This window comes from Clostridium acetireducens DSM 10703 (assembly GCF_001758365.1).
Lineage (GTDB): Bacteria > Bacillota > Clostridia > Clostridiales > Clostridiaceae > Clostridium_C > Clostridium_C acetireducens.
Genome location: NZ_LZFO01000019.1, coordinates 16,903 through 41,261, shown reverse-complemented (window position 1 = coordinate 41,261; position 24,359 = coordinate 16,903). Strand labels below are relative to the sequence as shown.

Here is a 24,359-nt window from a genome sequence, read left to right as displayed (position 1 = left end):
GTTATAATCAGTATCATGAACCATAGTGAAAACCTCCTGTATGTTTATACTCAACACCTATATCATACATGATTTTCACTATGGTTTTAATATTTTTTATCTGTTGCATTTAATTTTACAATGAACCATACAATTATAGTTGCTTAGGCAACTGGTATAACTATAATTTAATATAATTAAAAAATAGTAGCTTCCAATTGCGAGTCGGGGCTACTATTTTTTTGAGATTTTTTCTATAAGTAAAATTACGCACGAATTTTCTTACGAAAATTTTTTATAAGCCGTTAAAATAAATTATTACAATTTAAATTGAGATAATTTTAGGGAAATAAGAATTAAAAACTAGCAGGCTATATAGATAAAGTCTCCTTAAGAAATTTAAAGCTTAAAAACTAAACCCTAGAAAAAAACTTTTGCTAAACTTTTAAAACTCACATTCGTTCAAACAGTTAAAAGTTCTTCACGCAAAAGTTTTTATAGCTATATTTTTAAAATAAATTAAATTCCTGAAAATTTTATTGCTATTATAACAACAGTCATACCATTAAATGCAAGGTTACATATAAAATGTGCAGTAATAGGTATATAGATATTTTTTGTTTTTATATATGATATTGTTAATGGTACTGACCAAATAATAGCTATAAAAAAACCTAATGGTTTCAATGAATGTTCACTTGCATATAATAAAGTTCCAATAATAGCTGTAATCAACAATGAAATATTATTATCAAAATTTAGTATTCCTTTTCTATAAAAAGCTTCTTCAGCTATTGGTGGAAGCACAATTGTTGTTACTGTAAATGCTAAAAGTGTTGGTATATTGATTACTTTAAAAACGCCCATGCCATCATTAATATTTGGAAATAATTTTGATGTTAATGCGCCAATTCCAAAAGCAACAATTAGTGCTATTAAAGTATAAAATACTGAAAGCCAAAATTCTTTGCCTTTTTTCCACTCATTCCATAAATCCTTAAAATTTATAAAACCTATAGCTATAAAGTATACTGTTAATCCTAAATAAAATATCAAATCAAAATAAACTCTATATTTTGAGTCAATCTTACCACTAAAAAGTAGATATAGTAAATGCCAAATAATTGGCATTATTAAATATTTGCTTTGCATTTTTGTTTTTTCAGATATATTCAAAAATACTCCCCCCGTAAATTACCTTGCAACACAACATCTTACAAATATGTACTAAATTATAATTTATATTATGCACTAATTATAATTTAAGTAATAACAATTTACAACTAAATGACTATCGTCGTAAATAATTTTAAAATATAAAGTACTGTTATTAATCTTAGAAAATCAATAACCCTACCTTCAACGTCGCAATAATTCTATATTTGTCCAGTGATAAATTGAACTATAAGACTTACTGCGGCTACATTAAACCATACTATGATACCTAAAAATATAGGTCTAAATCCTGTTTTTATCATATCCTTAAAATTAGCACTAAGACCTACAGGCGAACTCTAGTTATATATCCTCAGAATTTCCAAGCCATTTTTGTCTAATAATATCCTACCTCTAATGCCGCAATAATTCTACATTTCGCTACTTAGGTTGAAGTATTTGAATTGAAGGTTTTTGAAAAACCTTTATTATAACTTGTACTATTTCTTTTTCTTTTATATTTTCCAATCCCTTAACTTCATCAAAAACCTTATTAGCATTTCCATACATAATTTCATAAAGTGCTAATTGCATACTTAATCTAATAGATTGTTCCAATGCCAATGCCCTTTTAAATTTAAGTCTTCTGCAAAGTTTAAGCATTTTATCCTTTGTAAAATATCCACTGCAATTTTTCAATTCTTCTATTTTATTATTAACTAAATCTATACATTTGCTTACATTTTCCTTAGAACAAGCCATAGAAATATAGAAAAGTTTTATTCCCCTACTATTATCTATTCTAGTAGATATATCATAAACTAGTCCATTTTTAGTTCTTACTTCATCAAATAAAATACTACTTGTACCTTCTCCAAATTCTACATTAAACAGTCTTAAAATATCTATTTCCCTACTACTTAAATCATGTATAGGAAATAAAAACTGAATTTTTGCTCCTTCTATATTTTCTTTTACCTTTGTAAATATACTGCTTTTGTTGTCTTCATAATATTCTTCTTCTATACCTTGAAATTTTCTAGAAAATGATCCAAAGTACTTTTCCAAATGTTTTATTACAAATTCAAAATCCACAAAAGACACTACAGATATAACCATATTTTCTGGGCAATAATATTTATTATAAAAATTTCTTACATCTTCTAAAGTAATGGAGTTTAAACTTTCTTCATTGCCTATTATCAAATCTTTTATTCTCCTATTTTTAAAGGAGTTAAATAAAAGTTCATCTTCACAATATTGATTTATGTCATCTTTCCATTCTTTAAGTTCTTCTTTTATAATATTTATTTCTTCTTTAAAGCCCTTTTCTGGAAATGTAGGATTTAATAAAATATCAGAGTAAAGTTCAAATGCATTTTCTAAGTCTGCTGATAGACAAGTAGCATAATAAATTACATAAGGGTAATTAGTCATGGCATTTTCAAAGCCAAATAATTCATCACATTGCATATTTATTTCTTGTTCAGTTCTATTTTTAGTTCCTTTAGAAACCATATGCTCTACCACATGAGCTAGTCCTTTTTTTGCTCCATTATCTTCTAAGGCTCCTGCATTTAAAGCTATTGAAAAAGAAGTTATTTCTCCTTCTATTTTTTTATATATTACTTTTATTCCATTTTTTAATACTAACTTTTTCACAATATCACCTTTATCATTTTTATATATATTATATTATATTGCAGCTATTTTTATAAAACAAGGTAATTTAGCAACTTCATGTGGTGGAGAGGGGTTTTGGGAGTTTTGGGAGTTTTGAGTTGAGGGTTATGAGTTAAGAGTTTTGGAGAATTTTTCTTCATTGACATTACGAAAAATTTTTGATTTTGTTAGTTGGTGCCAAAACCTTATAAAACTCTATAAAGTATATTTAAAATCCTGTTCAACGTAATCCATTTTACCTGCTAACACTGGGAAATTATCAACTCTTTAAGTAAGTACAAAAAAATGCAATTCCAGTAAAAATAAAATTTTTACTGGAATTGTACTACTAAAACTCTATCCCAAAAAAATCAAAAATTTTTCGTAATGCCAATGGAGAAAAATTCTCCAAAACTCTTAACTCCTAACCCTCAACTCCTAACCCTCAACTCTAAACTCCCAAATTCTCCTCTCTAAACTTTATGCCATTATTCCACTTTCCACATCTATCTCCAAAGTATCCAATTGGTTTACTATTTTCAGTGATTTTAACTACTTCACAATGGTTTGGGCATCCTTGGCAATCTATACTGGAGGATACAAATTTGCTATCTGTAAGAGTAAATCCTTTAAAATTGCTTCTGCCACCGCATTTCTCTACAGCTGATTTTGCAATTAAAGCAGCACCAATAGCACCCATTATATTGTAATGTTCTGGAACAAATACTTGAAAACCTAAGACTTTTTCAAAAGCTGCTTTCATTCCCCTATTTGCAGCAACACCACCTTGAAAAAATACTTTAGGTAATATTTCTTTTCCTTTAGCTATATTATTAAGGTAATTTCTAACCATAGCATCGCAAAGACCACCTATTATATCTGATTCATTGTAGCCAAGCTGTTGCTTATGTATCATATCTGATTCAGCAAACACAGCACATCTTCCTGCAATTCTCACAGGATTATTTGATTTTAAAGCGTAATCTCCAAATTTTTCAATAGGAATTTCTAATCTTTCTGCTTGTCTGTCTAAAAAAGAACCAGTACCTGCAGCACAAACAGTATTCATAGCAAAATCTGTAACTATGCCATTTTTTAATATTATAATTTTTGAGTCCTGACCACCTATTTCAATTATAGTTTTTATATCTTTATCTATTTCCAATGCTGCAACAGCATGAGCAGTTATTTCATTTTTTACTGCATCTGCTCCAATAATAGTGGAAGCTATTTGTCTTCCGCTACCTGTAGTTCCTGCTGCCAGTATTTTAGCATTACCATATTTTTTCTTTAAAATGTTAAAACCTTCTTGAATAGTTCTTATAGGCCTTCCTTTTGTTCTTATATATAACTTATCTTTTACATTCATTTTTTTATCTAAAAGTACAAAATTTGTACTAACAGACCCTACATCAACACCTAGATAATACATTGTCTTTTCTCCTTTCAAGTAAATCTACAAAAGCTTCTATTCTTGTAATGTATCCTGCTTCTCCAGTCATTTCATCTACTACTAAAGTCATAATAGGAAAATCTTTATCTTTTGATATTTTTGGCAATATGGATTTTGATACAATTTCAGGCATACATCCCATAGGAAATATTTGAATAGCACCATCAAATCCTTTTTTATGAGCTAAAATTGCTTCTCCTATACATTCCCTGGCATGACCTCCAATTTGAAAAGATAAATATTCATTAGCATATTTTTTTATTTCCAATTGATTTAATTTTACAGGGGATAATGCCATATTTTTAACCCACCAACTAGGTGTAAGTTCTCTTTTAGTAGAAACACCATATTCCATAAGTTTATCTTCAATACAAAGATTTGAAAAAGGCTCTATTATAGTGTATATTTCACCTATTATAGCAATTTTAATTGGTTTTTTATTTTTATCTATAGATACATTGTCTATTTTATCTTTATAGTATAAAAGCAAATTAATCATATCTTCAGTTTTTTTGCATTTTAAAGATTCCATTTTACAATTGCTTAATATTTTTCTACATTGACCTTTTACTATTTCATAACCTGCCATATAATGAGCCTTTGCTTCTATTTCATCAATTAAATTAATTACCTTTAATGCATTAAACAAAGCTTTAACTTTTTCTAATTTTGTCTTTTTACTTTTTGAAGATATTTTATTTATTCTATTTAATAATTCTTTTTTTCCTATATCTTTTGGCATATCCATAACTATAAAATCTATATCATGTCCAAGCTTTTTTAGTAAATTCATTTGCATTTCACAGTACTCTCCAAATCTACAAGGACCGCAACTTCCAGTAAGAATCACTGTATCTGCTCCTTTTTCTATAGCTTGCATGTAATTTCCTATCATTATTTTAAAAGGCAAGCATATATCTTCTGGGGAATAAAGTGAGCCAATTTCAAGAGCTAATTTACTATTTAAAGGTGGCATTATATAATCTATTCCAAGACCATCAAATAGTGCTTTTGCTGCTAAGCACACATTTCCCATGTGAGGAAAAGTTATTTTCAAATCTTAACAACTCCTTTCAAGCATATCCACAAATGCCTCTATTCTAGTAACAATACCAGCTTCTCCTGTTTGTTCATCTATTTTTAAAAGCATAAAAGGAAAATCGCCTATTTTATTTTTTATAAGATCCACCACTACAGAATCTATTCCACAAGCAAATGAAGATATATATATAATTCCATCAACTTTTTGACTATTCACTACATGACTTGCAAAACCATAATTTTCTCTTGCAAATGTCCAAAAGGGTCTTTTATAAAGTTCTTTTACTTCCTTATTTATAAATTTGTCATCTATGTATTCTAAAGTTAAAACACCAGCACCTAATTCATTTAGCTTTTTAACCAAATTCATATTTACAAAATTATCATATATATTATAAGGATGACCTACTAATGCAATATTCAATTTAAAGTTGTTATTTTTTATACCTGTAGAAAAAGATTTTTGCTTATTTAATGCTATGTTAAATGCCTTTTTTATTTTGAATTTGTCCTTTGTAATCATTGAACCAGCTTTTTTTGCCCATTTAAATAGTTTTTTTCTAGACGTAGCATAAATAGGTTCAGTTATAGTTTTAGGCATATTAGACATACTGTTTAAAACCATTTCTGGCAATCCACAAAATTTAGGACATATAAATTCTCTTTCTTTAACTTGCATTAATCTAGGTATTAAAATAATGTCACAATTATCTTTTATAGAAGCAATATGTCCATGAAACACTTTTACAGGAAGACAAGCTTCATCAACACAATGCTTAATTCCTTCATCTAATATTTCTTTATTAGTATCTGCTGAACACACTATTTCAGCACCTAATTCAGTAAAAAAGCTTGTAAAAAAAGGGTAATATTTATAATATAAAAGTCCCTTTGGAATTCCTATTTTCATATTAATATATTCTCCTCCAATCCAAAAACTATACCACATTTATGTAATATATCCATATTAGATAAAATAATTCAAAACCTATAAATTTTTTTAATAATGTAAGATAATTTCATAGAAAAAATAATCTGTTTGAAAATAATAATATTAGCAGGTATGAAGAGAGTTTGTAAATAAATCATTTCATTAAGACACTCTAAGAATAAAAAATAAAAAAACTCCTACCCAATTTATGCACCGTCCTTGGTGCGGAAATTGGCTCATCACGTCCTGTGATGAATTACGGAGTTTTTTTATTTTTTCTTCTAAGAGTCTCTAAAATTTATTCAAATTATTTACAAACTCTCTTCATACCTGCTAATATTATTATTTTCAAACAGATTATTTTTTCTATGAAATTATCTCAATTTAAAATACAATAATATATAAAAAAGTTTAAAACAAAATCAAAAATTTTTCGCAATGCCAATGGAGAAAAATTCTCCAAAACTCTCACTCCAAAAAAATTGCAATGCAATTTTTTTTTACACAAAGGGAACACTAAATATACTAATATAGAAAGGAGAATAACAATGAATATAAAAAGAGCTAACGAAATTTTCCAATCTTTAGGTGTAATTGATGTTGAGTATAAAGGAAATCCTGTTTGGATAGAAAATGTTATTGAAGAAAATAATGAAGTAGTAGTTAAAAATTTAGAAACCAAAAACAAATTTACAGTAAATGTTTTTGATTTAAAAGAAATTTAATTTTTGAAACAAAATCTTTAATGCAGCAAAAATAAAAATGCATACACTTTTAATAATGGCATTAGGGGTGGCAATGGGTTTTAGAAATAATTTGAATAAATTTTAGAGACTCTTAGAATAAAAAATAAAAAAACTCCGTAATTCATCACAGGACGTGATGAGCCAATTTCCGCACCAAGGACGGTGCATAAATTGGGTAGGAGTTTTTTTATTTTTTATTCTTAGAGTCTCTTAATGAAATGATTTATTTCTAAAACCCATTGCCACCCCTAATGCCATTATTTAAAGTGTATGCATTTTTATTTTTGCTGCATTAAAGATTTTATTATGGTAAATAAGCATTTTATTATGATAAAGAAACATAATATTAGCAAATCCAGTAGAAACAAAATTCCTACTGGATTCTTTATATAAATTTCTAAATTAATTATAAAAATTATCCTAATATTTTGTTTAAGTCTTCTTCTGGCGTGGATATTGGTGTTACATTAAATTTTTCTACTAGTACATTTAATACATTAGGCGATACAAAAGCTGGTAATGTTGGACCTAAGTGAATATTTTTTATACCTAAGGATAATAATGTTAATAGTATACACACTGCCTTTTGTTCGTACCATGATAAAATTAGTGTAAGCGGCAAGTCGTTTACTCCGCATTCAAAGGCGTCTGCTAAAGCTAATGCTATTTTTACTGCTGAGTAAGCATCGTTACATTGTCCTACATCTAGTAATCTTGGTAATTCTCCTATAGTTCCAAAGTCTAGTTTGTTAAATCTGTATTTTCCACAAGCTAGAGTTAAAATTACAGTATCCTTTGGTGTTTTTTGTGCAAATTCTGTGTAGTAGTTTCTTCCTGGTTTTGCACCGTCACAGCCTCCTATTAAGAAGAAGTGTTTTATTTGTCCTTGTTTTACAGCATCAATTATTTTATCTGCATAACTTAGTGTAGCATTGTGTCCAAACCCTACTAAGATTTTCTTTTCTAATTCATCTTCTTTCCATCCACCTAGTTCTAATGCTTTATTTATAACTGGTGTAAAGTCTTTTTTGCCATTTACTTCTTGTATATATGCTACATCTGGCCAACCTACTACTCCTGATGTAAATATTCTATCTTTGTAAGAGTCTTTTGGCTTTTGAATACAATTTGTAGTCATTAATACTGCACCAGGTATTTTATCAAATTCTTTTTGTTGGTCTTGCCATGCTCCACCGTAGTTTCCTGCTAAGTGCTTGTATTTTTTAAGTTCTGGATAAGCATGACATGGAAGCATTTCTCCATGAGTGTATATGTTTATTCCTTTTCCTTCTGTTTGCTCTAATAATTGTTTTAAGTCTTTTAAATCGTGTCCTGATACTACTATAAAAGGTCCTTTTTTCTTTGTAACTAATACTTCTGTTGGTGTAGGATTTCCATAGGATTCAGTATTAGCTTTATCTAATATTTCCATACATTTAAAGTTAGATTGTCCTAATTCCATATTTAAATTAAATAAATCATCTACAGTTAAGCTATTATTTGCCGCTGCTGCTAAAGCTTTATAGAAAAATTTATTTACTTCCTTTGAAGAATAGCCTAGTACATAAGCATGATGAGCATAAGCTCCCATTCCTTTTAGCCCGTATATAAGCATTTCTCTTAATGATCTTACATCTTCATTTAAAGCTGCATTATACATAATTCCTGCCCTTTTGGCATCTTTAAGCATAGATTCTTTATCTTCTGGCAATTCATACAAAGCTTCTTCTGGTGCATTACAATTACATTGTGCTATTTTCCCTTTTAATTCTTTCTTTATTTCTTCTGCTTCTTTTAATAATTCTACAAATCTATCTTCATCAAAATTCACATTAGTTAATGTAGAAAAAATTCCATCCATTACAAATTTATCAATTCTATCTTCTATTTCTATATCCTTTTCTATTAATTTTTCTCCATAAAATCCTATTCCCTTTAATTCATATACTAATAAATCTTGAAGTGCTGCCACTCTTGGGTCTTTTCCACAAACTCCAAATTTAGTACAACCCTTTCCTCCTGCTGTTTGTTCGCATTGAAAACAAAACATTGAATTACATGATGAACATCCATTACATGACATATTAATTTCCCCCTTTTTAGTATAGTTTTTATTAAAAAAATTTAAAATTTTTGATAGCATATTTTTTAGTCCTTTCTTTTTATTTTGCTGTATACTTTCAAATACTGTAGAAAATATACAGCAGTTTAAAAATTACATACTTTAAATTAATTTTCCTTCTGTACTTACTACTACTTCTTTATAAGGAACTATAGTTTCAGAATTAAGCATAGCTTTCTTTGCTGCATTTATAATGCCATTGCAACAAGGAACTTCCATTCTAACTACAGTTATACTCTTAATATTATTATTTTTTAATATTTCAGTAAGTTTTTCCACATAGTACTCATTATCATCAAGTTTTGGACAACCTATTACAGTAATATGTCCCTTTATAAAATCTCTGTGGAAATTTGCATAAGCATAAGCAGTACAATCTGCTGCTATTAATAAATCTGCATTTTCAAAATATGAAGCTTTAGTATTTACCAATTTTAATTGAACTGGCCATTGCATTAATTCAGAATTAACTTCTGAACATTGGCAAGAAACTGTGTTTTCAGCTGGTTTAATTGAAGATTTTCTTTCTATTTTTCTAGCTGCTGTGCCTGGACATCCACAAGGCATTGGTGCAACTTTTTTCTTATTCATTTCCTCTTTTCTTCTTTCCACTGCATCTTCATCATAAGGAACTGTTTCCTTTTCCACTATAGTTATTGCACCTGTTGGACACTCTGGAAGACAATCCCCTAATCCATCACAGTACTCATCACTTACAAGTTTTGCTTTTCCATTTATAATTTCAATAGCTCCTTCATGACAAGCCTTTGCACACAATCCACAACCATTGCATTTTGCTTCATCTATATTTACAATATTTCTTTTCATTTTGTTTTCCTCCTAATTCTATAATATTTATATTTCAGTTTACAATCTGTTATTTACAGTATTTGTTGATTTGTTATTTTAATTATATTAGAATATAATCAATAAATCCGTAACATTTGTTACCATAATAAATATTTTTTATAATAAAGGAGAATTTTAATGGAATGCATAATAAACTCACTGAATAAATGTATTTTATTTAGAGACTTTTCCAAAGAAAAAATAGAATATTTGCTTAAAAACATAGATTATAAAATAATTAATTATTCTAAAGATGAAAATATTGCTTTTGAAGGTGAAAAATGCACAAAGATGGGTATTGTTATTAAAGGACAAGTGCAAGTCCAAAAAATTTATGCCTCTGGAAACACTGTTACATTAACTGTTTTAGATTCAGGACATATATTTGGAGAAGTAATTATATTTTCAGATATGAATGTGTACCCTTCCACTATAACTTCTTATAATAATTCACAAGTTATGTTTATATCAAAACAGGATATTATTAAACTTTGCAATTTAAATTCCACTATTTTAAACAATTTTATGGGACTTTTATCTAACAAAATACTTATGCTAAATAAAAAAGTTACAACTATGTCTTATCAAACACTAAGACAAAAAATTGCTAGCTACATTTTAGATGAATACAGCATACAAAAAAGTTTAACTTTAACACTACCTTGTTCTAGAAAAGAACTAGCAGAACAACTAGGCATACAAAGACCTTCTCTCTCCAGAGAATTAACCAAAATGAAAGAAGACTCACTAATAGACTTCAACAAAAACACCATAAAAATACTAAACTTAGAAGATTTAAAATACTCGTTACACTAAAATTTAAAATTAGAATATTAGAGTAATAAAATTAATACAAAAAATGTACATGCCTTTAAATAATGTCATTAGGGGTGGCAATGGGTTTTAGAAATAAATCATTTCATTAAGACACTCTAAGAATAAAAAATAAAAAAACTCCTACCCAATTTATGCCCCGTCCTTGGGGCGGAAATTGGCTCATCACGTCCTGTGATGAATTACGGAGTTTTTTTATTTTTTATTCTAAGAGTGTCTAAAATTTATTCAAATTATTTCTAAAACCCATTGCCACCCCTAATGACATTATTTAAAGGCATGTACATTTTTTGTATTAATTTTATTACTCTAATATTCTAATTTTAAATTTTTGCTACAGAAGTTTAAATAAATCTATAACCTCATCTGCTCTCATTTCTTTAAATTTATCTATTTTGCCAATGTATTTTAATACTCTTTCACTTATTTCTATTTGTTTGCAATTTTCTTTAACATTATCTATAATTTCAATTACTTTTTTAGTGTCTATATTATAATTAAATATAGATAAAATCTTTATATACAAAAGTTCTAAATATATATTTTTCATATTTATCCATTCATCATAGGAATTTATGCTATTACAAATTATGTTTATAAATCCTCTAACTATTCTATTAATTTCTTTAATTGTGTTTTCATGAATAAAATCTATAGAATTAACTTCTTTAAAAGCATAAGCTATTTTAATCATAATTGAATTTTTAATATGTTCTTTTTCTTCAAAATTAAATTTACTATTTAATTTTACAAAACTTTCATTTTCATAAAATCTATTTTTAAGGAAACTTATAAATGTTTCAAAGTCTTCTGCATTGTTTCCCAGTTCAATTTCAAATAAAATTCTAAAAAATAAATTCCAATGAAAATCCACATTTATAGATTTAAGTATAGATTCACCAACTATACGTGAAAAATCATCTTCTAATATTATTGTTCTTTCAAAAGTTATTTCACTATTAAAATCTACATCATTTTTTCCTATTTCATTTAGTCTATTTAGTGTAGTTAACAAAGTGCTGTTATACTCATCTAAGTTTTCAGCATTATTTGAACGGAAAATATACTCCATAATTAAATCACAGGATTTTCTAAAATCCATAATAAATCCTATATTATTTTTTATTTTTCTAGAGAATATATCATAAATTATTTTTGACAATACTGCCTCCATTTGACTTTTCCTTACACTTTCATCTGTTGAGTTTATTTTGTTAAATTGCTCATAAATTATAAGAAGTTGATTGTCCATCATTGAAAGATTGCTTTTTATAGAATCCATCATTTCTTTAAAAAATTTATTTGTAAGCATATAATTATAATTTTTATATATTATTTTATGCTCTATTTCCCCCCAAAATATATTTACCAAAGACTTTATTTGAAGTTCAAAATTTATTTTTTTATCATTAAAATCGTAAACTCCATCTATTTTATATATTTTAAATCCGTTTTTTTGAACCTGAGGTTGCTGTGATGATAAATCCAATCTTATTTTTTCATTATTGGCATTATAGTACATTCCATCTTTATAAACTCTATTAAAAAACTTTTTCAAAAATTTATATATACCATTTTCATCTTCTATAAATCTACACTCTATTCTTACACCAATTAAATCTGAAAGATTATAAAGCACTTCTTCTGGAGAGCTATATTTTTTATAATAATTATTTCTAATAATCTTTTCTTTTAAACTGAAAGAAGATTTTACTCTAGAAGTTATATTTAAATATCCTTCAGTATCATCTATTAACATTGTATCCAAATACTTTTCTAAATCTCTAGAGGCTATTTCCAATTCTCCCCTAATATTCTCAAGATTATGCGTAGTTTCATCAATAAATTCAAATATTTGTAACCCCACTTTTATCCTCCTTAATGTTTTACTTGTCTTAATTCATACTTGTACTCTTAACAATACAATTTTTATAATTAATAGCATAATTACACTATTACAAATTATTAACACATTCACAATAAAAATTCCTTATGTTGCTAATAACTATTTTAACCTTTTTATAAAATAATATAAAGCACAATTGCTTACACTTTTTTAGTTTAGAGTTGAGATTTAAGAGTTAAGAGTTATGGAGGATTTCTTTCGTACCTCAAGAAATCTATAATTAATAAATTTAAGAAGGCTGTTGACAAATTATGTTTATCAACAGCCTGAGTAAAAATAAAATTCTTACCAAAATTTTGCTACTTAACTCCTAAAATCAAAAATTTTTCCTAATGGCAATGGAGAAAAATTCTCCACAACTCTTAACTCCTAACTCCTAACTCTTAACTCTCAAAACATAGCGTTTACCACTTCTTCTAAGGATATGTTTGAAAAATAATCTTGTATATTGAAAAGAGATAGTATCTCTATTATAGCATCTTTTTTATGTTGAACACCTACTAATGCATTTTCTATATTAGAAACATCAAACTTGCTAAAAAAATCACCTTTTATGTTTATTTCTTTAATTATACCTTTATCTACAAATAAAAACATTTCTAATAACCCCCCAGGGTACTTAACTTCTTTATTAAAGTTATATTTAGGAGATTTTCCAAAATTCCATTCCCATTTTAAGTATTTTTCTTCCATAAGCTTGTTTATATTATTAATATCTTCTTCTGTAATTTTATATTCTTTTGCACCTTCTAAAGAAGAAACATGGTCTAATAAAATATTTATAAATTCTTCAATATTCATTTGCTGTTTTAAATGAGATTGTATGTTAGTAACTCTAGCATTTACTGATTTTACAGCTTTGTCTTTAAATTTGCTTTCTTTAACTTTTAAAAATTTTGATACATCTTGGCTAGTAGAAGAAAAAAGTAATGTTCCATGGTGAAGTACTCTTCCTTTGTATTCATATTGAGCATTTCCTGATATTTTTTTGCCTTCAATAGTTATGTCGTTTCTCCCTGAAAACTCTGCCTTTACACCTAGTTTATTTAGCACGTCTATTATGGGTTTAGTGAATTTTTTATAATCATTAAAGCTGTCACTTTTGTTGCTTATAAAAGTGAAATTTATATTTCCTAAATTGTGAAAAACTGCTCCTCCACCTGAAAGTCTTCTTATAACAGGTATTTTATATTTTTCTATATAATCAATTTTTACTTCAGATAAAGTATTTTGGTTTTTTCCTACTACTACACAAGGATAATCCCTCCATAGCATGAAAAAATCTTCATTAAAATTTTTTACCAAATATTCTTCTAAAGCTAAATTAAAATGAGGACTATTGTTATTGTTTTTTATATATAGCATTTTCACCCTCCTGTTAAATATAATTTAATTTATATTATAATTTTTTATTAACACATATTTAAATCATTAAAAGAATTTTAAAATCTAAATTTAAATCCTAAAATTTTACTTATTATTCTTAATAATAGTATATTACAAAATATTTTATGTATGGTATTAATAGTATTAAATAATTTTTATAATTTGTCTAATACTATTAACAGGCTATATCAAGTATTTAGCTGCATTTCATTGACTTTATGGCTTATATCTTTCAATTATTTTATTATTAGTAATTATTTAAAATATATTGATTAAAAGACATATATTTTTATATATCTATAATATTTTACAAAAAAACTGCTTGACTTAATTAAATTGTGGCAGTATTATGGAATTACAAAGTATACGTAGGGGAGGTATGTAAAATGAAATTTTCTAATGAACATGTATGGGTAAAAGTTGAAGGAGATATAGCAGAGTTAGGATTAACTAAATTTAAAAAAGGTAAAATGGGTAAAATAACTTTTGTAGATATGCCTGAAGAAGAAGATCACATAGATAAAGATGATACTTTATTTAGTATAGAAGCCGCTAAAGCTGAAGGAGAATTTCCATCTCCTATATCTGGTGATGTTGTGGAAATTAATGAAGAAGTTTCTGATGATGCAGAAATTTTAAATGCTAATCCAGAAGAAACATTTATAGTAAAAATCAAATTAGATGATGCTAGCGAATTAGATGAACTTCTTTCTTTAGAAAAATATAATGAACAATGTCAAAAATAGTAAATAAAAAAAATTGTATACTGTTTTTTATAATATAAAAGTTAGGAGTAATGATTATGTACGATTTAATTGTACTAGGTGGTGGACCTGGTGGTTATAGAGCTGCTGAGCTAGCAGGTAAATTTGGTATTAAAACTGCTTTAATTGAAAAAGATTACCTAGGAGGAATGTGCCTTAATAGAGGTTGCATACCTACTAAAGCTTATTATAGTGATGTAATAGGAAAAATAGGTAATGTAAAAAATATGTGGGATAAAAAAGAAGCTGTAGTTCAAACATTAAGAGAAGGTATAGCACAGCTTATGGAAATGCACAGTGTAGATGTAATATTTGGTACTGGTACTATAAAAGATACTTCTGATGTTAAAAAAATTGAAGTAGAAACAAAAGAAGGTAAAAAAGTAATAGAAGGTAAAAATATTATTATAGCTGTAGGTTCAAAATCTATGGATATAAAATTTGAAAACAATAACTTGCAGGAAGTAATAAAAGGTGATATTGGAGTAACTAGAGAAGATTTGTGGAAAACTGATGAAGTAAAATCTGTAGTTGTAATGGGTGCTGGAGTTATTGCAGTTGAATTTGCAGTAATGCTAAAGGAAATGGGCAAAGAAGTTACTATGCTAAAACACTCTAAAGAAGTTCTAAGAAAAAGTGATAAGGATATAAAGAAGAGACTTATATCTACTTTAAAAAAGAGAAAAATAAAAATGATTGATTCCTTTGAAATAGCTAAAGTTGAAAAGAAGGAAAACTCTATTGTAGTATACGGCAGCTCTCCGAAGGGAGAAAAAGAAATAGAATGTGATAGATTAGTTTTAGCTTCTAGTATGGTGCCAATTTTAGAAGGTTATGGTCTTGAAAATTCTAATATTGAATACGACAAAAAAGGTATAAAAGTAGATAAATATATGAAAACTAACTTAGATGGAGTATATGCTATAGGCGATGTAACTGGTGGTATGATGCTTGCCCATGTAGCAGAATATGAAGCTATGGCAGCAGTTTATGCTATATCTGGAAAAGATTATACAATTGACTATAATAGCGTTCCTTATTGTGTATTTTCTGACCCTGAAATTGCTTCTGTAGGATTAACTGAGCAACAAGCTGAAGAAAAAGGATTAAAAATAAAAATAGGTAAATCCAATTTCATGTCTAATGGCATGGCTTTAGCTATGGGAAAAGCTGAAGGATTTGTTAAAGTTATAGCTGATGAAAATAATAAAATTTTAGGTGTTCATATAATGGGACCTGAAGCAGCTACTATGATTGGTGAAGCAGCTTTAGCAATTTACGCTGGTATGACTGCTGATCAAGTAGCAAAATGCGTTCACGCTCATCCTACTTTAAGTGAATGTTTAAAAGACGCTTTATTTAGTCTTGTAGGTTAAAATTATGCTTTGCATAATTAATAATATATATTGGAGGGATTTTTATGGCAATTACAGTATTTAAAGCAGTTGCAAGAGCAAAAGATGGTATTAAAATTGAATGTGATAATACAAGAGGACATAAAATTGTAATGGATGAACCACAAGATTTAGGTGGTACTGATACAGGCATGAATCCTGTAGAAGCTGTACTTTGTGCTTTAGGTGCATGTCAATCAATTGTGGCAAAGGCTTTTGCAGGAATGCAAGGTATTGATATTGAAGATTTTTGGGTAGAAGTAGAAGGTGACTTAGATCCAGATGGATTCCAAGGAGTTAATCCTAATGTAAGACCTGGAATTCAATCTATAAGAACTAAAATGCACATAAAATCCAATGCACCAGAAGATAAAATTAAAGAATACGTTGAATTTATTGAAAAAACTTGTCCTGTAGGAGATACAATTCAAAATGCAGCAAAAATAACAAATAACTACGTAATAGAAAAATAATAACTAGGGCTAATTTAGCCCTAGTTTATTTATATAAGTTCATTTAAAATGTCTATTAAAACTTTTTTAAAATCTCCATATTAATTTTATATAAAATAAATTTTAAATTTCTAAGCTTCCATTCCAGACTTTAAAGCTTTTTTATTTAAATCAAACGCTTTCTCTGGAACTATGCCTTTCATAACTTTATTCCAATCTACTTCTTCTAAATTTAACACATTTAATAATGCTCCTAATAAAACTACATTTTGAGCCTTTATATTTCCTAAATCCTCAGCCATTTTTGATGCATCTAATATTTTTATGTTATCTACTGCTTTTTTAAGTTTTTCATTAACTTTTTCAGGATATTTTTCTGCTCCAATTAAAACTGGCACAGGATATATTTCATAATCATTTACTACTAAATATCCACCTTTCTTTAAATAAGGAAGACATCTTGCTGCCTCACTTTTTTCAAAAGCAACTATAACATCTGCATTTCCTTTTTCAATTAAAGGAGAGTAAACCTTTTCTCCAAAAATTACTTGAGTAGTAACACTACCTCCTCTTTGAGCCATACCATGAACTTCTGACATTTTAACGTCATATCCATATTGTAAAAGTCCCTCTGTTAATATTTTTGAAGCTAATATAGTACCCTGTCCACCTACTCCTACAAATAATATGTTTTTATTCTTCTTCATTTTATTCACCCACCTTTTCTATAGCATTAAACTTACATACCTGTTTACATATGCCACAGCCATTACATGCATTTTTATCTATACTTACAACACCATCTTTATATTGAAGTGCTGGACAACCAGTCTTTAGACAGGCTTTACACTTTTTACATTTATCAGTGTTTATAACACATTTAATATCTTTTCTTGCCTTTACAGTGGATTTTAATAATGCACAAGGTTGTTTAGATATTATTACAAAAGGATCTTTTGCATCATGAGCCATTTTTACTGCTTCATTTGTTTCACTTAAATTATAAGGATTTATTACTTTAACATTTTCCTCTTTTATTCCTAAAGAAAGTACTAATTTCTTTATATCCACAGCTACTGTTTCTTCTCCTTGAAGAGTTCTGCCTGTACCTGGGTTATCTTGGTGACCAGTCATTCCAGTAGTTCTATTATCTAATATGCAAGTTACTAGTGGAATTTTATTATATATAGAGTTTACAAGACCAGTAATTCCTGAATGGAAGAAAGTTGAGTCTCCTATAAATGCAAATACTTTATTCTTTCTATTTACCATATTATTTACTTTTTCCACACCCAATCCAGCTGACACAGAAGCTCCCATACAAATTACTGTATCTGTTACACTAAGTGGTGGAGCCACTCCTAATGTGTAGCATCCTATATCTCCAGTAGCTATTACATCTTTATACTTGGATACTGCATAGTATATTCCCCTATGAGGACATCCTGGACATAAAACTGGCGGTCTAGATGGTGGTACTATATCTGATTTATAGCTTTCTTCTATTTCTTCACCTAATATAGCTTTTCTTATTATGTTTGGATTTAATTCTTCGCAAATAGGAAGTACTTCTTTTCCTAAGCACTTTATTCCCATAGCCTTAACAAAAGTTTCAATATAAGGCTCATTTTCTTCTACTACATATATTTTATCTACTTTAGATGCAAATTCTCTTATTTTTTTATCAGGTAAAGGATAGCTCATTCCTATTTTTAAGAAAGAAGCATTATCTCCTAAAACTTCCTTAGCATATTGATAGCAAATTCCCGCAGTAATTATACCTATTTTTGTATCTCCCATTTCAATTTTATTTATTGGAGTTTTATTTGAATACTCTCTTAATTTTTCAAGTCTTTCTTCAACTACATAATGCCTTTTCTTAGCATTAGCTGGTGCCATAACAAATTTTTGAGGATTCTTTTTATACTCTTTTACATTAATGTCTTTTTTATCTTCAAAACTTACTATACTCTTTGCATGAGAAACTCTTGTAGTACTTCTAAACAATACTGGAGTGTCAAATTCTTCACTTATTTCATAGGATAATTTTATAAAGTCTTTACATTCTTGAGAATCAGAAGGTTCAATTAGAGGAACCTTAGCATGAGGTGCATACAATCTATTATCTTGCTCATTTTGAGAAGAGTGAAATCCTGGATCATCAGCAGTTATAATTACTAATCCACCATTTATACCTGTATAAGCTAATGTAAAAAATGGATCTGCCGCTACATTTAATCCTACATGTTTCATAGCAGCCAAACTTCGTGCTCCTGCTATAGCAGCACCTGCAGCAAATTCCAAAGCAACCTTTTCGTTAGGTGCCCACTGAGCATACACATATTTATATTTCGCAAAATTTTCAAGTATCTCTGTACTAGGAGTTCCTGGATAAGCTGAAGCTACAGAGCATCCTGCCTCAAAAGCTCCTCTTGCAATAGCTTCATTTCCGGACATTATAACTTTCATATTACCCCACCTTTTCATATTTAAGTTAATTTGTTTTTATAATAATAGCTATGTATTCTTTTCTAAATTTATTACTTTAATATTTTACTGATTTAAATTTGTTTTTTATTATTTAAATATTTATGATTTTACGCTAACATATTAATTAGTAGAACATATACAGAAGGGAGCTTATTAAATGGCTAAACAATTTAGTGCTCATGAAAAAAAGCTTTTATCAATATTTAAACCTAATGAAATATTTTATTACAATGGTGAAAAATATATAATTGAGTTTGCTGGCAAACCAATGCCTCCTAAAGGAGAGTCAAAAACTGATGTATTTGTAGGAGTACGAAAACTTTCTACAAACAAACCTCTTTCTATAAAAATATCTTATAAAAAAAACAATGCTGAGTTTCTTGAAAATAAAATTAAAGCTGAAAGAGCTAAACAACTTTTAGGATGTGATTGGGAAAATATATTAAAAAACTCTATAAAAAATATTAAAAATGATTTGTTAAATTCAAAATTAATATATATAAAAGGAAAGTACCCTACTAAACCAGGCTCAATAACTTTGGGATGGAAATTTGAAATACTTACAGTAGCTAATAGAAAATTAAGCGGAAAATTAATTGTGCCCAAAGAAAAAACTGCTGAAATTATTAAAGATGTTTATAGTGGTATACATTTACCTGATGATAAAAAGCATTGCTTTGTAGGAAAAAATCAAATTGAAAACTCAGGTATAGCTAATACTATTTTATGGGGAGATATTAAAAATTCCTTTAGCGTTCAAGATATCATAGATAAGCTTATTCCAATAGAAAAATTTATTATAGATCACCCCAATATATACTTTGCTTGCACAGGATGTAATTACAGAATTCTTGAAGATAAATGTGATGGAAAAAGATCACTACTAATATATGTAAATTGGACTATAAATAAAGGTAAACTGTGTAGTGAAATAGTATTTGATAATCCTCTAAAATATGTAGCTACGGATATAATGGACAACCTTAAAAATTGTTTAAATAAGTTAAACATAAATTCTATAGACGACTTTAATTCTAACAAAATTTTAAATACTACTATAATAAATCAATAATAAATAAGTGTATAGCAAATAATACTATACACTTATTTATTATAAAATTATATTTTATTTAAATTATTATTCTATATGGTTCAAATATTGTTATTTTATTATTTGTATAATCATCAGTTAAATTTTGATTATTTTTTATTTCATTAAAATCTTTTATTACTTGAGAAGCTACTACTTTAGCCAACTTTACTGGAACTGCATTTCCCACCATTTTATACCCATCCATAACAGAGTTATATATAAACTTAAAATTATCTGAAAATGATTGTATCCTAGCACACTCTCTAATAGATAACCTTCTATAAGGATAATATGTATTTTTATCAAAAATCCATTTATCTTTTTCTATTTTTACCATAGGTGCAGATTTTGGATGAAGAGGTGCATGTCTTCCACTTGCTTGTATAGTAAATGACTGTTGATCCCAACTTTTCTTTCTATTTCTAGACATATAAATACTAGAAAATCCCCCTATAGCATATTCATGTGCATTTATTTCAAGTATATTACCATTAGTTTTATTTTTATCTTTAGCAGGTACTGGTTCTGGTAAATCACCTATACATTCCCTTAAAGTTACTTTTTTCTTAACTTTAAATTTTTCCAGTTCATTAAATTGAAATTTTTTATTTAAATCCTTTCTATATCCTACTAAAAAAACTCTTTTTCTTTCTTGACATACTCCAAACTCACTTGAATTTAGTATATCAAACTCTACATTATAGCCAATTTCTCCACAATTTTCAAACATTTTTTTTATATGACGAAAAACTTTTATATGTCTACTAGATACAATTCCAGGTACATTTTCAACCACAAAAAATTTAGGTTCTATTTCTTTAAGAAGTCTTAAATATTCATAAAATAAAGCTCCTCTTTCATCATCTATTCCTCTCATTGCTCCAGCCAGAGACCAACTTTGACAAGGTGGTCCTCCTATAACTCCATCTATTTTGATTTTTGGAATATCCTCTAACTTAACATCTACTATAGATTTAGTTTCTAATAAAGTATTAGGATGATTGTACTTATATGTATCCCATATGGTTTTATCTTTTTCATTAGCCCATACAATATTAAATCCTACTTCTTCAAATCCTTTATCTAAACCACCGGCACCAGCAAAAAATGAAACTACATTCATTGGTTAATTCAATCCTTTCTAATAAAACCTTTCAAAACTAATTATTTATTTTATACTTATATTAAAAGTTTATCCTATTTTCCATTTTAAATTACTATTTTACTTTACAAAAGATTCAATATCAATATTAAATTTTTCAAATAAAGCATAAACTATAGCCGTAAGAGGTACTGAAAAAATCAATCCTATACTTCCTGCCAAAGCTCTTAAAATTTCCGAAGCTATAATATCTTGATTTATTGTTCTGCAAAAATCCATACCATTGGAACTTATCATAATCATTAAATACATTGCTCCTCCCACATAAGCAAGTATTAAAGTATTTGACATAGAGCCTATTATATCTTGCCCAATAGTCATTCCTGATTTTATTAATTCCCTAGTTCCTATTTCAGGATTTGCCTCTTTTATTTCCTTCATAGAAGAAGCAATAGATATGCTAACATCCATTACAGCTCCCAAAGCCCCCATTATTATACCTGCAAAAAGTAATCCTCCAAAGTTAAAGTTAGGATTTCGTGATACATAAGTTAAAAACTTAATTTCCTCATCAGTAAGACCTTTAACTTTAATTACAGAATTAGAGAAAATAGCTATTGCTCCAGAAATAAATAAACCTCCCAAAGTACCTATTATTGCAGCAAAAGTTTTTTTGTTTTTGCCACTTATTAAAATTAAATTTACAATAGTTACCAAAATACATATTGCTATGGAAAGTTTTATTGGGTCTACACCTATTAATATTAAAGGTATCATTACTTTAATTACTATAACACCAGTAAATATCAATGCCACAATAGATTTTAAACCTTTTAAACCTCCTATTAATAATAGTATTATAACAAAAAGTGATACCAACTTATAAATATGCTTATATCTTACAATTTCAAATATATATGCAGATTCTATATTTCCCTTAGAATCCTCTTTTAGATTTAAAAGCACCTCATCTCCTGGCTCTGCGAAATTTCCTGTATTAACATCTTCACTTTTTATATGACCTGAAGAAAAATTTTGAACAGATATTTTTTTATCTTTATGTGAACCAGATGTAATTTTTACATCTACATAATTATATTTATAACTTTTATTATTGTTTTCCTTTCCATGAGAATAGCTTAAAACTACACCTTGCACAGCATTAGGATAGCTTTTTTTAAGAGTATTATAAAAAAATAATGACATTAATGCAACCAATACAATTACACCTATTACAAAATTTTTATTTTTATAATTATTAACCATTTTACTCTATTAGTCCTTTCTTTATTAGATATATTTAATAAATTAACTTTTGCACTACAACATCTATTATAACAAATATTTTTATAAAATTCGGTAGTATATTGGATAAGTGAAATTATAAGTTGTTGAACAAAAAAACATAAAGATAATTTGCAGATAGAAAATAATATGTATGAAAATAATAAAACAGCAGACATAAAGAGATTTGGAAAATAAGTCATTTCATTAAGACACTCTAAGAATAAAAAATAAAAAAACTCCTACCCAATTTATGCACCGTCCTTGGTGCGGAAATTGGCTCATCACGTCCTGTGATGAATTACGGAGTTTTTTTATTTTTTATTCTAAGAGTGTCTAAAATTCATTCGAATTATTTTCCAAATCTCTTTATGTCTGCTGTTTTATTATTTTCATACATATTATTTTCTATCTGCAAATTATCTCCATAATTTTTCACTCTTAAATCTTAACTTTTCACTAAAAAAAATTGCATAGCAATTTTTTTAATCTAAATCTCTTTTTTCATGAATAATAATTTAATCAAAATAATATAAATATAAAAAAGCAATTTGAGAAAGGAGAATTTAAGTGCTTAAAGATAAAAAATTAATTAACTTATGCATTGTACTTTTTATAAACATAATTATTCAATTGCATTGTAGTGTTTATGTACAAGCGTTTGAAGATAATGAAAGTGATAAATTTTCACCGGTGAAGGCTGAAGTTATAGAAATTACTTCTTCAGAAGAGCCTCAAGAGGTTAATTTATCTATTTTGGAAGGGAAATTTTCAGGAAAGAATATAATATTAAAAAATGAAATTATTTTATCTTGTGAAGAACCATTAGTGCTAAAAAAAGGGGATAAAGTTTTGGTTTGTTTAAAAGAAAATGAAAGTGGTGAGTTAGCTGGAGGTTATATAGTTGAGTTTGTTAGAGAGAAATACTTACTTTATTTATCCATTGCTTTTGTTTTCTTTTTAATTATAATTGGTGGATTTAAAGGCATAAAATCTATAATTACTTTGCTAATTACAGGTGCTGCTATTATAAAAATTTTGCTACCTGGTATTCTTAAAGGTCAAAATCCTACTACATTGTCTATTGGTATTGCTATAGGAATTACCATTATTACTCTTGTAATACTTAATGGTTTTAGTAAAAAATCATTTGTAGCAATTATTGGAACTGCAGGAGGGGTTATTGTTGCAGGATTTATAAGTTCTTTGGTTATAAGAATAGCTAATATTTCAGGATTAAGCGAAGAGAGCAATTTTATGCTTGGTAAGATATCTCAAAGTACACATTTGGATTTTAAAGGATTATTGTTTTCAGCAATTATATTAGGTGCATTAGGAGCTGTAATGGATGTTAGTATGTCTATAGCTTCTGCTCTTCATGAAATTAAAGAAAATAATCCACAGGTTACTTCTAAAGAAATTATACAATGTGGAATGAATATAGGAAAAGATATTATGGGAACTATGGCAAATACACTTATATTAGCTTATGCTGGTAGTTCTTTAAATTTATTGCTTTTATACATGACTTATGATGTATCTTTTGTGCAATTTATAAATAAACAAGAAATTTCTACTGAAATTTTGAGAGCCCTTGCTGGAAGTATAGGATTGATTTTTACTATTCCTATAACAATAATGGCAGCAGTTTTATTAAAAAAAGACAAACATAAGCGTTGTAATAATTAAAATTATAAGTTGTTGAATAAAAAAGCA

At 27.6% G+C, this 24,359-nt stretch carries 20 protein-coding genes; 7 read left to right on the top strand and 13 right to left on the bottom strand.

Annotated elements, in window-relative coordinates; genetic code table 11:
• Positions 1-498: 498 nt before the first annotated feature.
• From CLOACE_RS07295 to CLOACE_RS07270, 5 genes are all read right to left on the bottom strand, one after another.
• Positions 499-1,155 carry a CPBP family intramembrane glutamic endopeptidase gene (locus CLOACE_RS07295; protein ID WP_242866422.1) on the bottom strand — a complete coding sequence of 219 codons (657 nt, stop codon included), beginning with the start codon at positions 1,153-1,155 and terminating at the stop codon, positions 499-501.
• 420 nt (positions 1,156-1,575) lie between these two features.
• Positions 1,576-2,796 (bottom strand): M16 family metallopeptidase, encoded by a 1,221-nt coding sequence (locus tag CLOACE_RS07285; protein WP_070110447.1) that lies wholly within the window; start codon positions 2,794-2,796, stop codon positions 1,576-1,578.
• Between the two features lie 451 nt (positions 2,797-3,247).
• Positions 3,248-4,228, bottom strand: coding sequence for an acyl-CoA dehydratase activase (locus CLOACE_RS07280; protein WP_070110446.1), 981 nt, complete (start codon positions 4,226-4,228; stop codon positions 3,248-3,250).
• On the bottom strand, positions 4,209-5,306 hold the full coding sequence (locus CLOACE_RS07275) for an acyl-CoA dehydratase activase-related protein (protein ID WP_070110445.1): 1,098 nt from the start codon (positions 5,304-5,306) through the stop codon (positions 4,209-4,211). The genes CLOACE_RS07280 and CLOACE_RS07275 overlap by 20 nt, the downstream gene beginning before the upstream one ends.
• Positions 5,307-5,309: 3 nt before the next feature.
• Positions 5,310-6,200 (bottom strand): acyl-CoA dehydratase activase-related protein, encoded by an 891-nt coding sequence (locus CLOACE_RS07270; protein WP_070110444.1) that lies wholly within the window; start codon positions 6,198-6,200, stop codon positions 5,310-5,312.
• A gap of 569 nt (positions 6,201-6,769) precedes the next feature.
• Here CLOACE_RS07270 and CLOACE_RS07265 point away from each other — a divergent pair.
• Positions 6,770-6,946, top strand: a complete 177-nt coding sequence (locus tag CLOACE_RS07265; protein ID WP_070110443.1) for an H-type small acid-soluble spore protein — start codon at positions 6,770-6,772, stop codon at positions 6,944-6,946.
• Positions 6,947-7,382: 436 nt separating this feature from the next.
• On the opposite strand, the gene hcp is transcribed toward CLOACE_RS07265, so the two are convergent.
• Together hcp and CLOACE_RS07255 are read right to left on the bottom strand one after the other, a co-directional pair.
• Positions 7,383-9,050 (bottom strand): hydroxylamine reductase, encoded by a 1,668-nt coding sequence (gene hcp, locus CLOACE_RS07260; protein ID WP_070110442.1) that lies wholly within the window; start codon positions 9,048-9,050, stop codon positions 7,383-7,385.
• 141 nt (positions 9,051-9,191) lie between these two features.
• Positions 9,192-9,917, bottom strand: a complete 726-nt coding sequence (locus tag CLOACE_RS07255; RefSeq protein ID WP_070110441.1) for an ATP-binding protein — start codon at positions 9,915-9,917, stop codon at positions 9,192-9,194.
• Between the two features lie 159 nt (positions 9,918-10,076).
• Between CLOACE_RS07255 and CLOACE_RS07250 the strand changes: the two genes are divergently transcribed.
• Positions 10,077-10,754, top strand: coding sequence for a Crp/Fnr family transcriptional regulator (locus tag CLOACE_RS07250; RefSeq protein WP_070110440.1), 678 nt, complete (start codon positions 10,077-10,079; stop codon positions 10,752-10,754).
• A gap of 352 nt (positions 10,755-11,106) precedes the next feature.
• On the opposite strand, the gene CLOACE_RS07245 is transcribed toward CLOACE_RS07250, so the two are convergent.
• Both CLOACE_RS07245 and lplA read right to left on the bottom strand, forming a co-directional pair.
• Positions 11,107-12,639, bottom strand: coding sequence for a GTP pyrophosphokinase (locus tag CLOACE_RS07245; RefSeq protein ID WP_070110439.1), 1,533 nt, complete (start codon positions 12,637-12,639; stop codon positions 11,107-11,109).
• A 429-nt stretch (positions 12,640-13,068) separates the two neighbouring features.
• The gene (gene lplA, locus CLOACE_RS07240) at positions 13,069-14,043 is read right to left on the bottom strand and encodes a lipoate--protein ligase (protein ID WP_070110438.1); all 975 of its coding nucleotides are present in this window, start codon (positions 14,041-14,043) and stop codon (positions 13,069-13,071) included.
• 407 nt (positions 14,044-14,450) lie between these two features.
• Between lplA and CLOACE_RS07235 the strand changes: the two genes are divergently transcribed.
• From CLOACE_RS07235 to CLOACE_RS07225, 3 genes are read left to right on the top strand one after another with little or no spacing between them, the layout of a single operon-like run.
• A complete protein-coding gene (locus CLOACE_RS07235; RefSeq protein WP_070110437.1) occupies positions 14,451-14,810 on the top strand; it encodes a glycine cleavage system protein H in 360 nt (119 codons plus the stop codon).
• Between the two features lie 56 nt (positions 14,811-14,866).
• Positions 14,867-16,204 (top strand): dihydrolipoyl dehydrogenase family protein, encoded by a 1,338-nt coding sequence (locus CLOACE_RS07230; RefSeq protein ID WP_070110436.1) that lies wholly within the window; start codon positions 14,867-14,869, stop codon positions 16,202-16,204.
• A gap of 44 nt (positions 16,205-16,248) precedes the next feature.
• Complete coding sequence (locus CLOACE_RS07225; RefSeq protein WP_070110435.1) at positions 16,249-16,695, top strand: OsmC family protein; 447 nt, start codon at positions 16,249-16,251, stop codon at positions 16,693-16,695.
• Between the two features lie 110 nt (positions 16,696-16,805).
• On the opposite strand, the gene CLOACE_RS07220 is transcribed toward CLOACE_RS07225, so the two are convergent.
• Positions 16,806-17,381, bottom strand: coding sequence for an indolepyruvate oxidoreductase subunit beta (locus tag CLOACE_RS07220; RefSeq protein WP_070110434.1), 576 nt, complete (start codon positions 17,379-17,381; stop codon positions 16,806-16,808).
• A gap of 1 nt (position 17,382) precedes the next feature.
• Positions 17,383-19,143: an indolepyruvate ferredoxin oxidoreductase subunit alpha gene (gene iorA / locus CLOACE_RS07215; protein ID WP_070110433.1), complete on the bottom strand. Its 1,761-nt coding sequence runs from the start codon at positions 19,141-19,143 to the stop codon at positions 17,383-17,385.
• Between the two features lie 178 nt (positions 19,144-19,321).
• On the opposite strand from iorA, the gene CLOACE_RS07210 reads away from it, so the two are divergent.
• Entirely contained in the window at positions 19,322-20,236 is a 915-nt protein-coding gene (locus tag CLOACE_RS07210) for a hypothetical protein (protein WP_070110432.1), read from the top strand.
• 58 nt (positions 20,237-20,294) lie between these two features.
• On the opposite strand, the gene CLOACE_RS07205 is transcribed toward CLOACE_RS07210, so the two are convergent.
• Together CLOACE_RS07205 and CLOACE_RS07200 are read right to left on the bottom strand one after the other, a co-directional pair.
• Positions 20,295-21,380: a DNA cytosine methyltransferase gene (locus CLOACE_RS07205; protein WP_070110431.1), complete on the bottom strand. Its 1,086-nt coding sequence runs from the start codon at positions 21,378-21,380 to the stop codon at positions 20,295-20,297.
• Between the two features lie 99 nt (positions 21,381-21,479).
• Positions 21,480-22,577 (bottom strand): YibE/F family protein, encoded by a 1,098-nt coding sequence (locus tag CLOACE_RS07200; protein WP_242866420.1) that lies wholly within the window; start codon positions 22,575-22,577, stop codon positions 21,480-21,482.
• Positions 22,578-23,213: 636 nt separating this feature from the next.
• On the opposite strand from CLOACE_RS07200, the gene CLOACE_RS07190 reads away from it, so the two are divergent.
• Positions 23,214-24,332, top strand: coding sequence for a YibE/F family protein (locus CLOACE_RS07190; protein ID WP_070110428.1), 1,119 nt, complete (start codon positions 23,214-23,216; stop codon positions 24,330-24,332).
• The last annotated feature ends 27 nt before the right edge of the window (positions 24,333-24,359 follow it).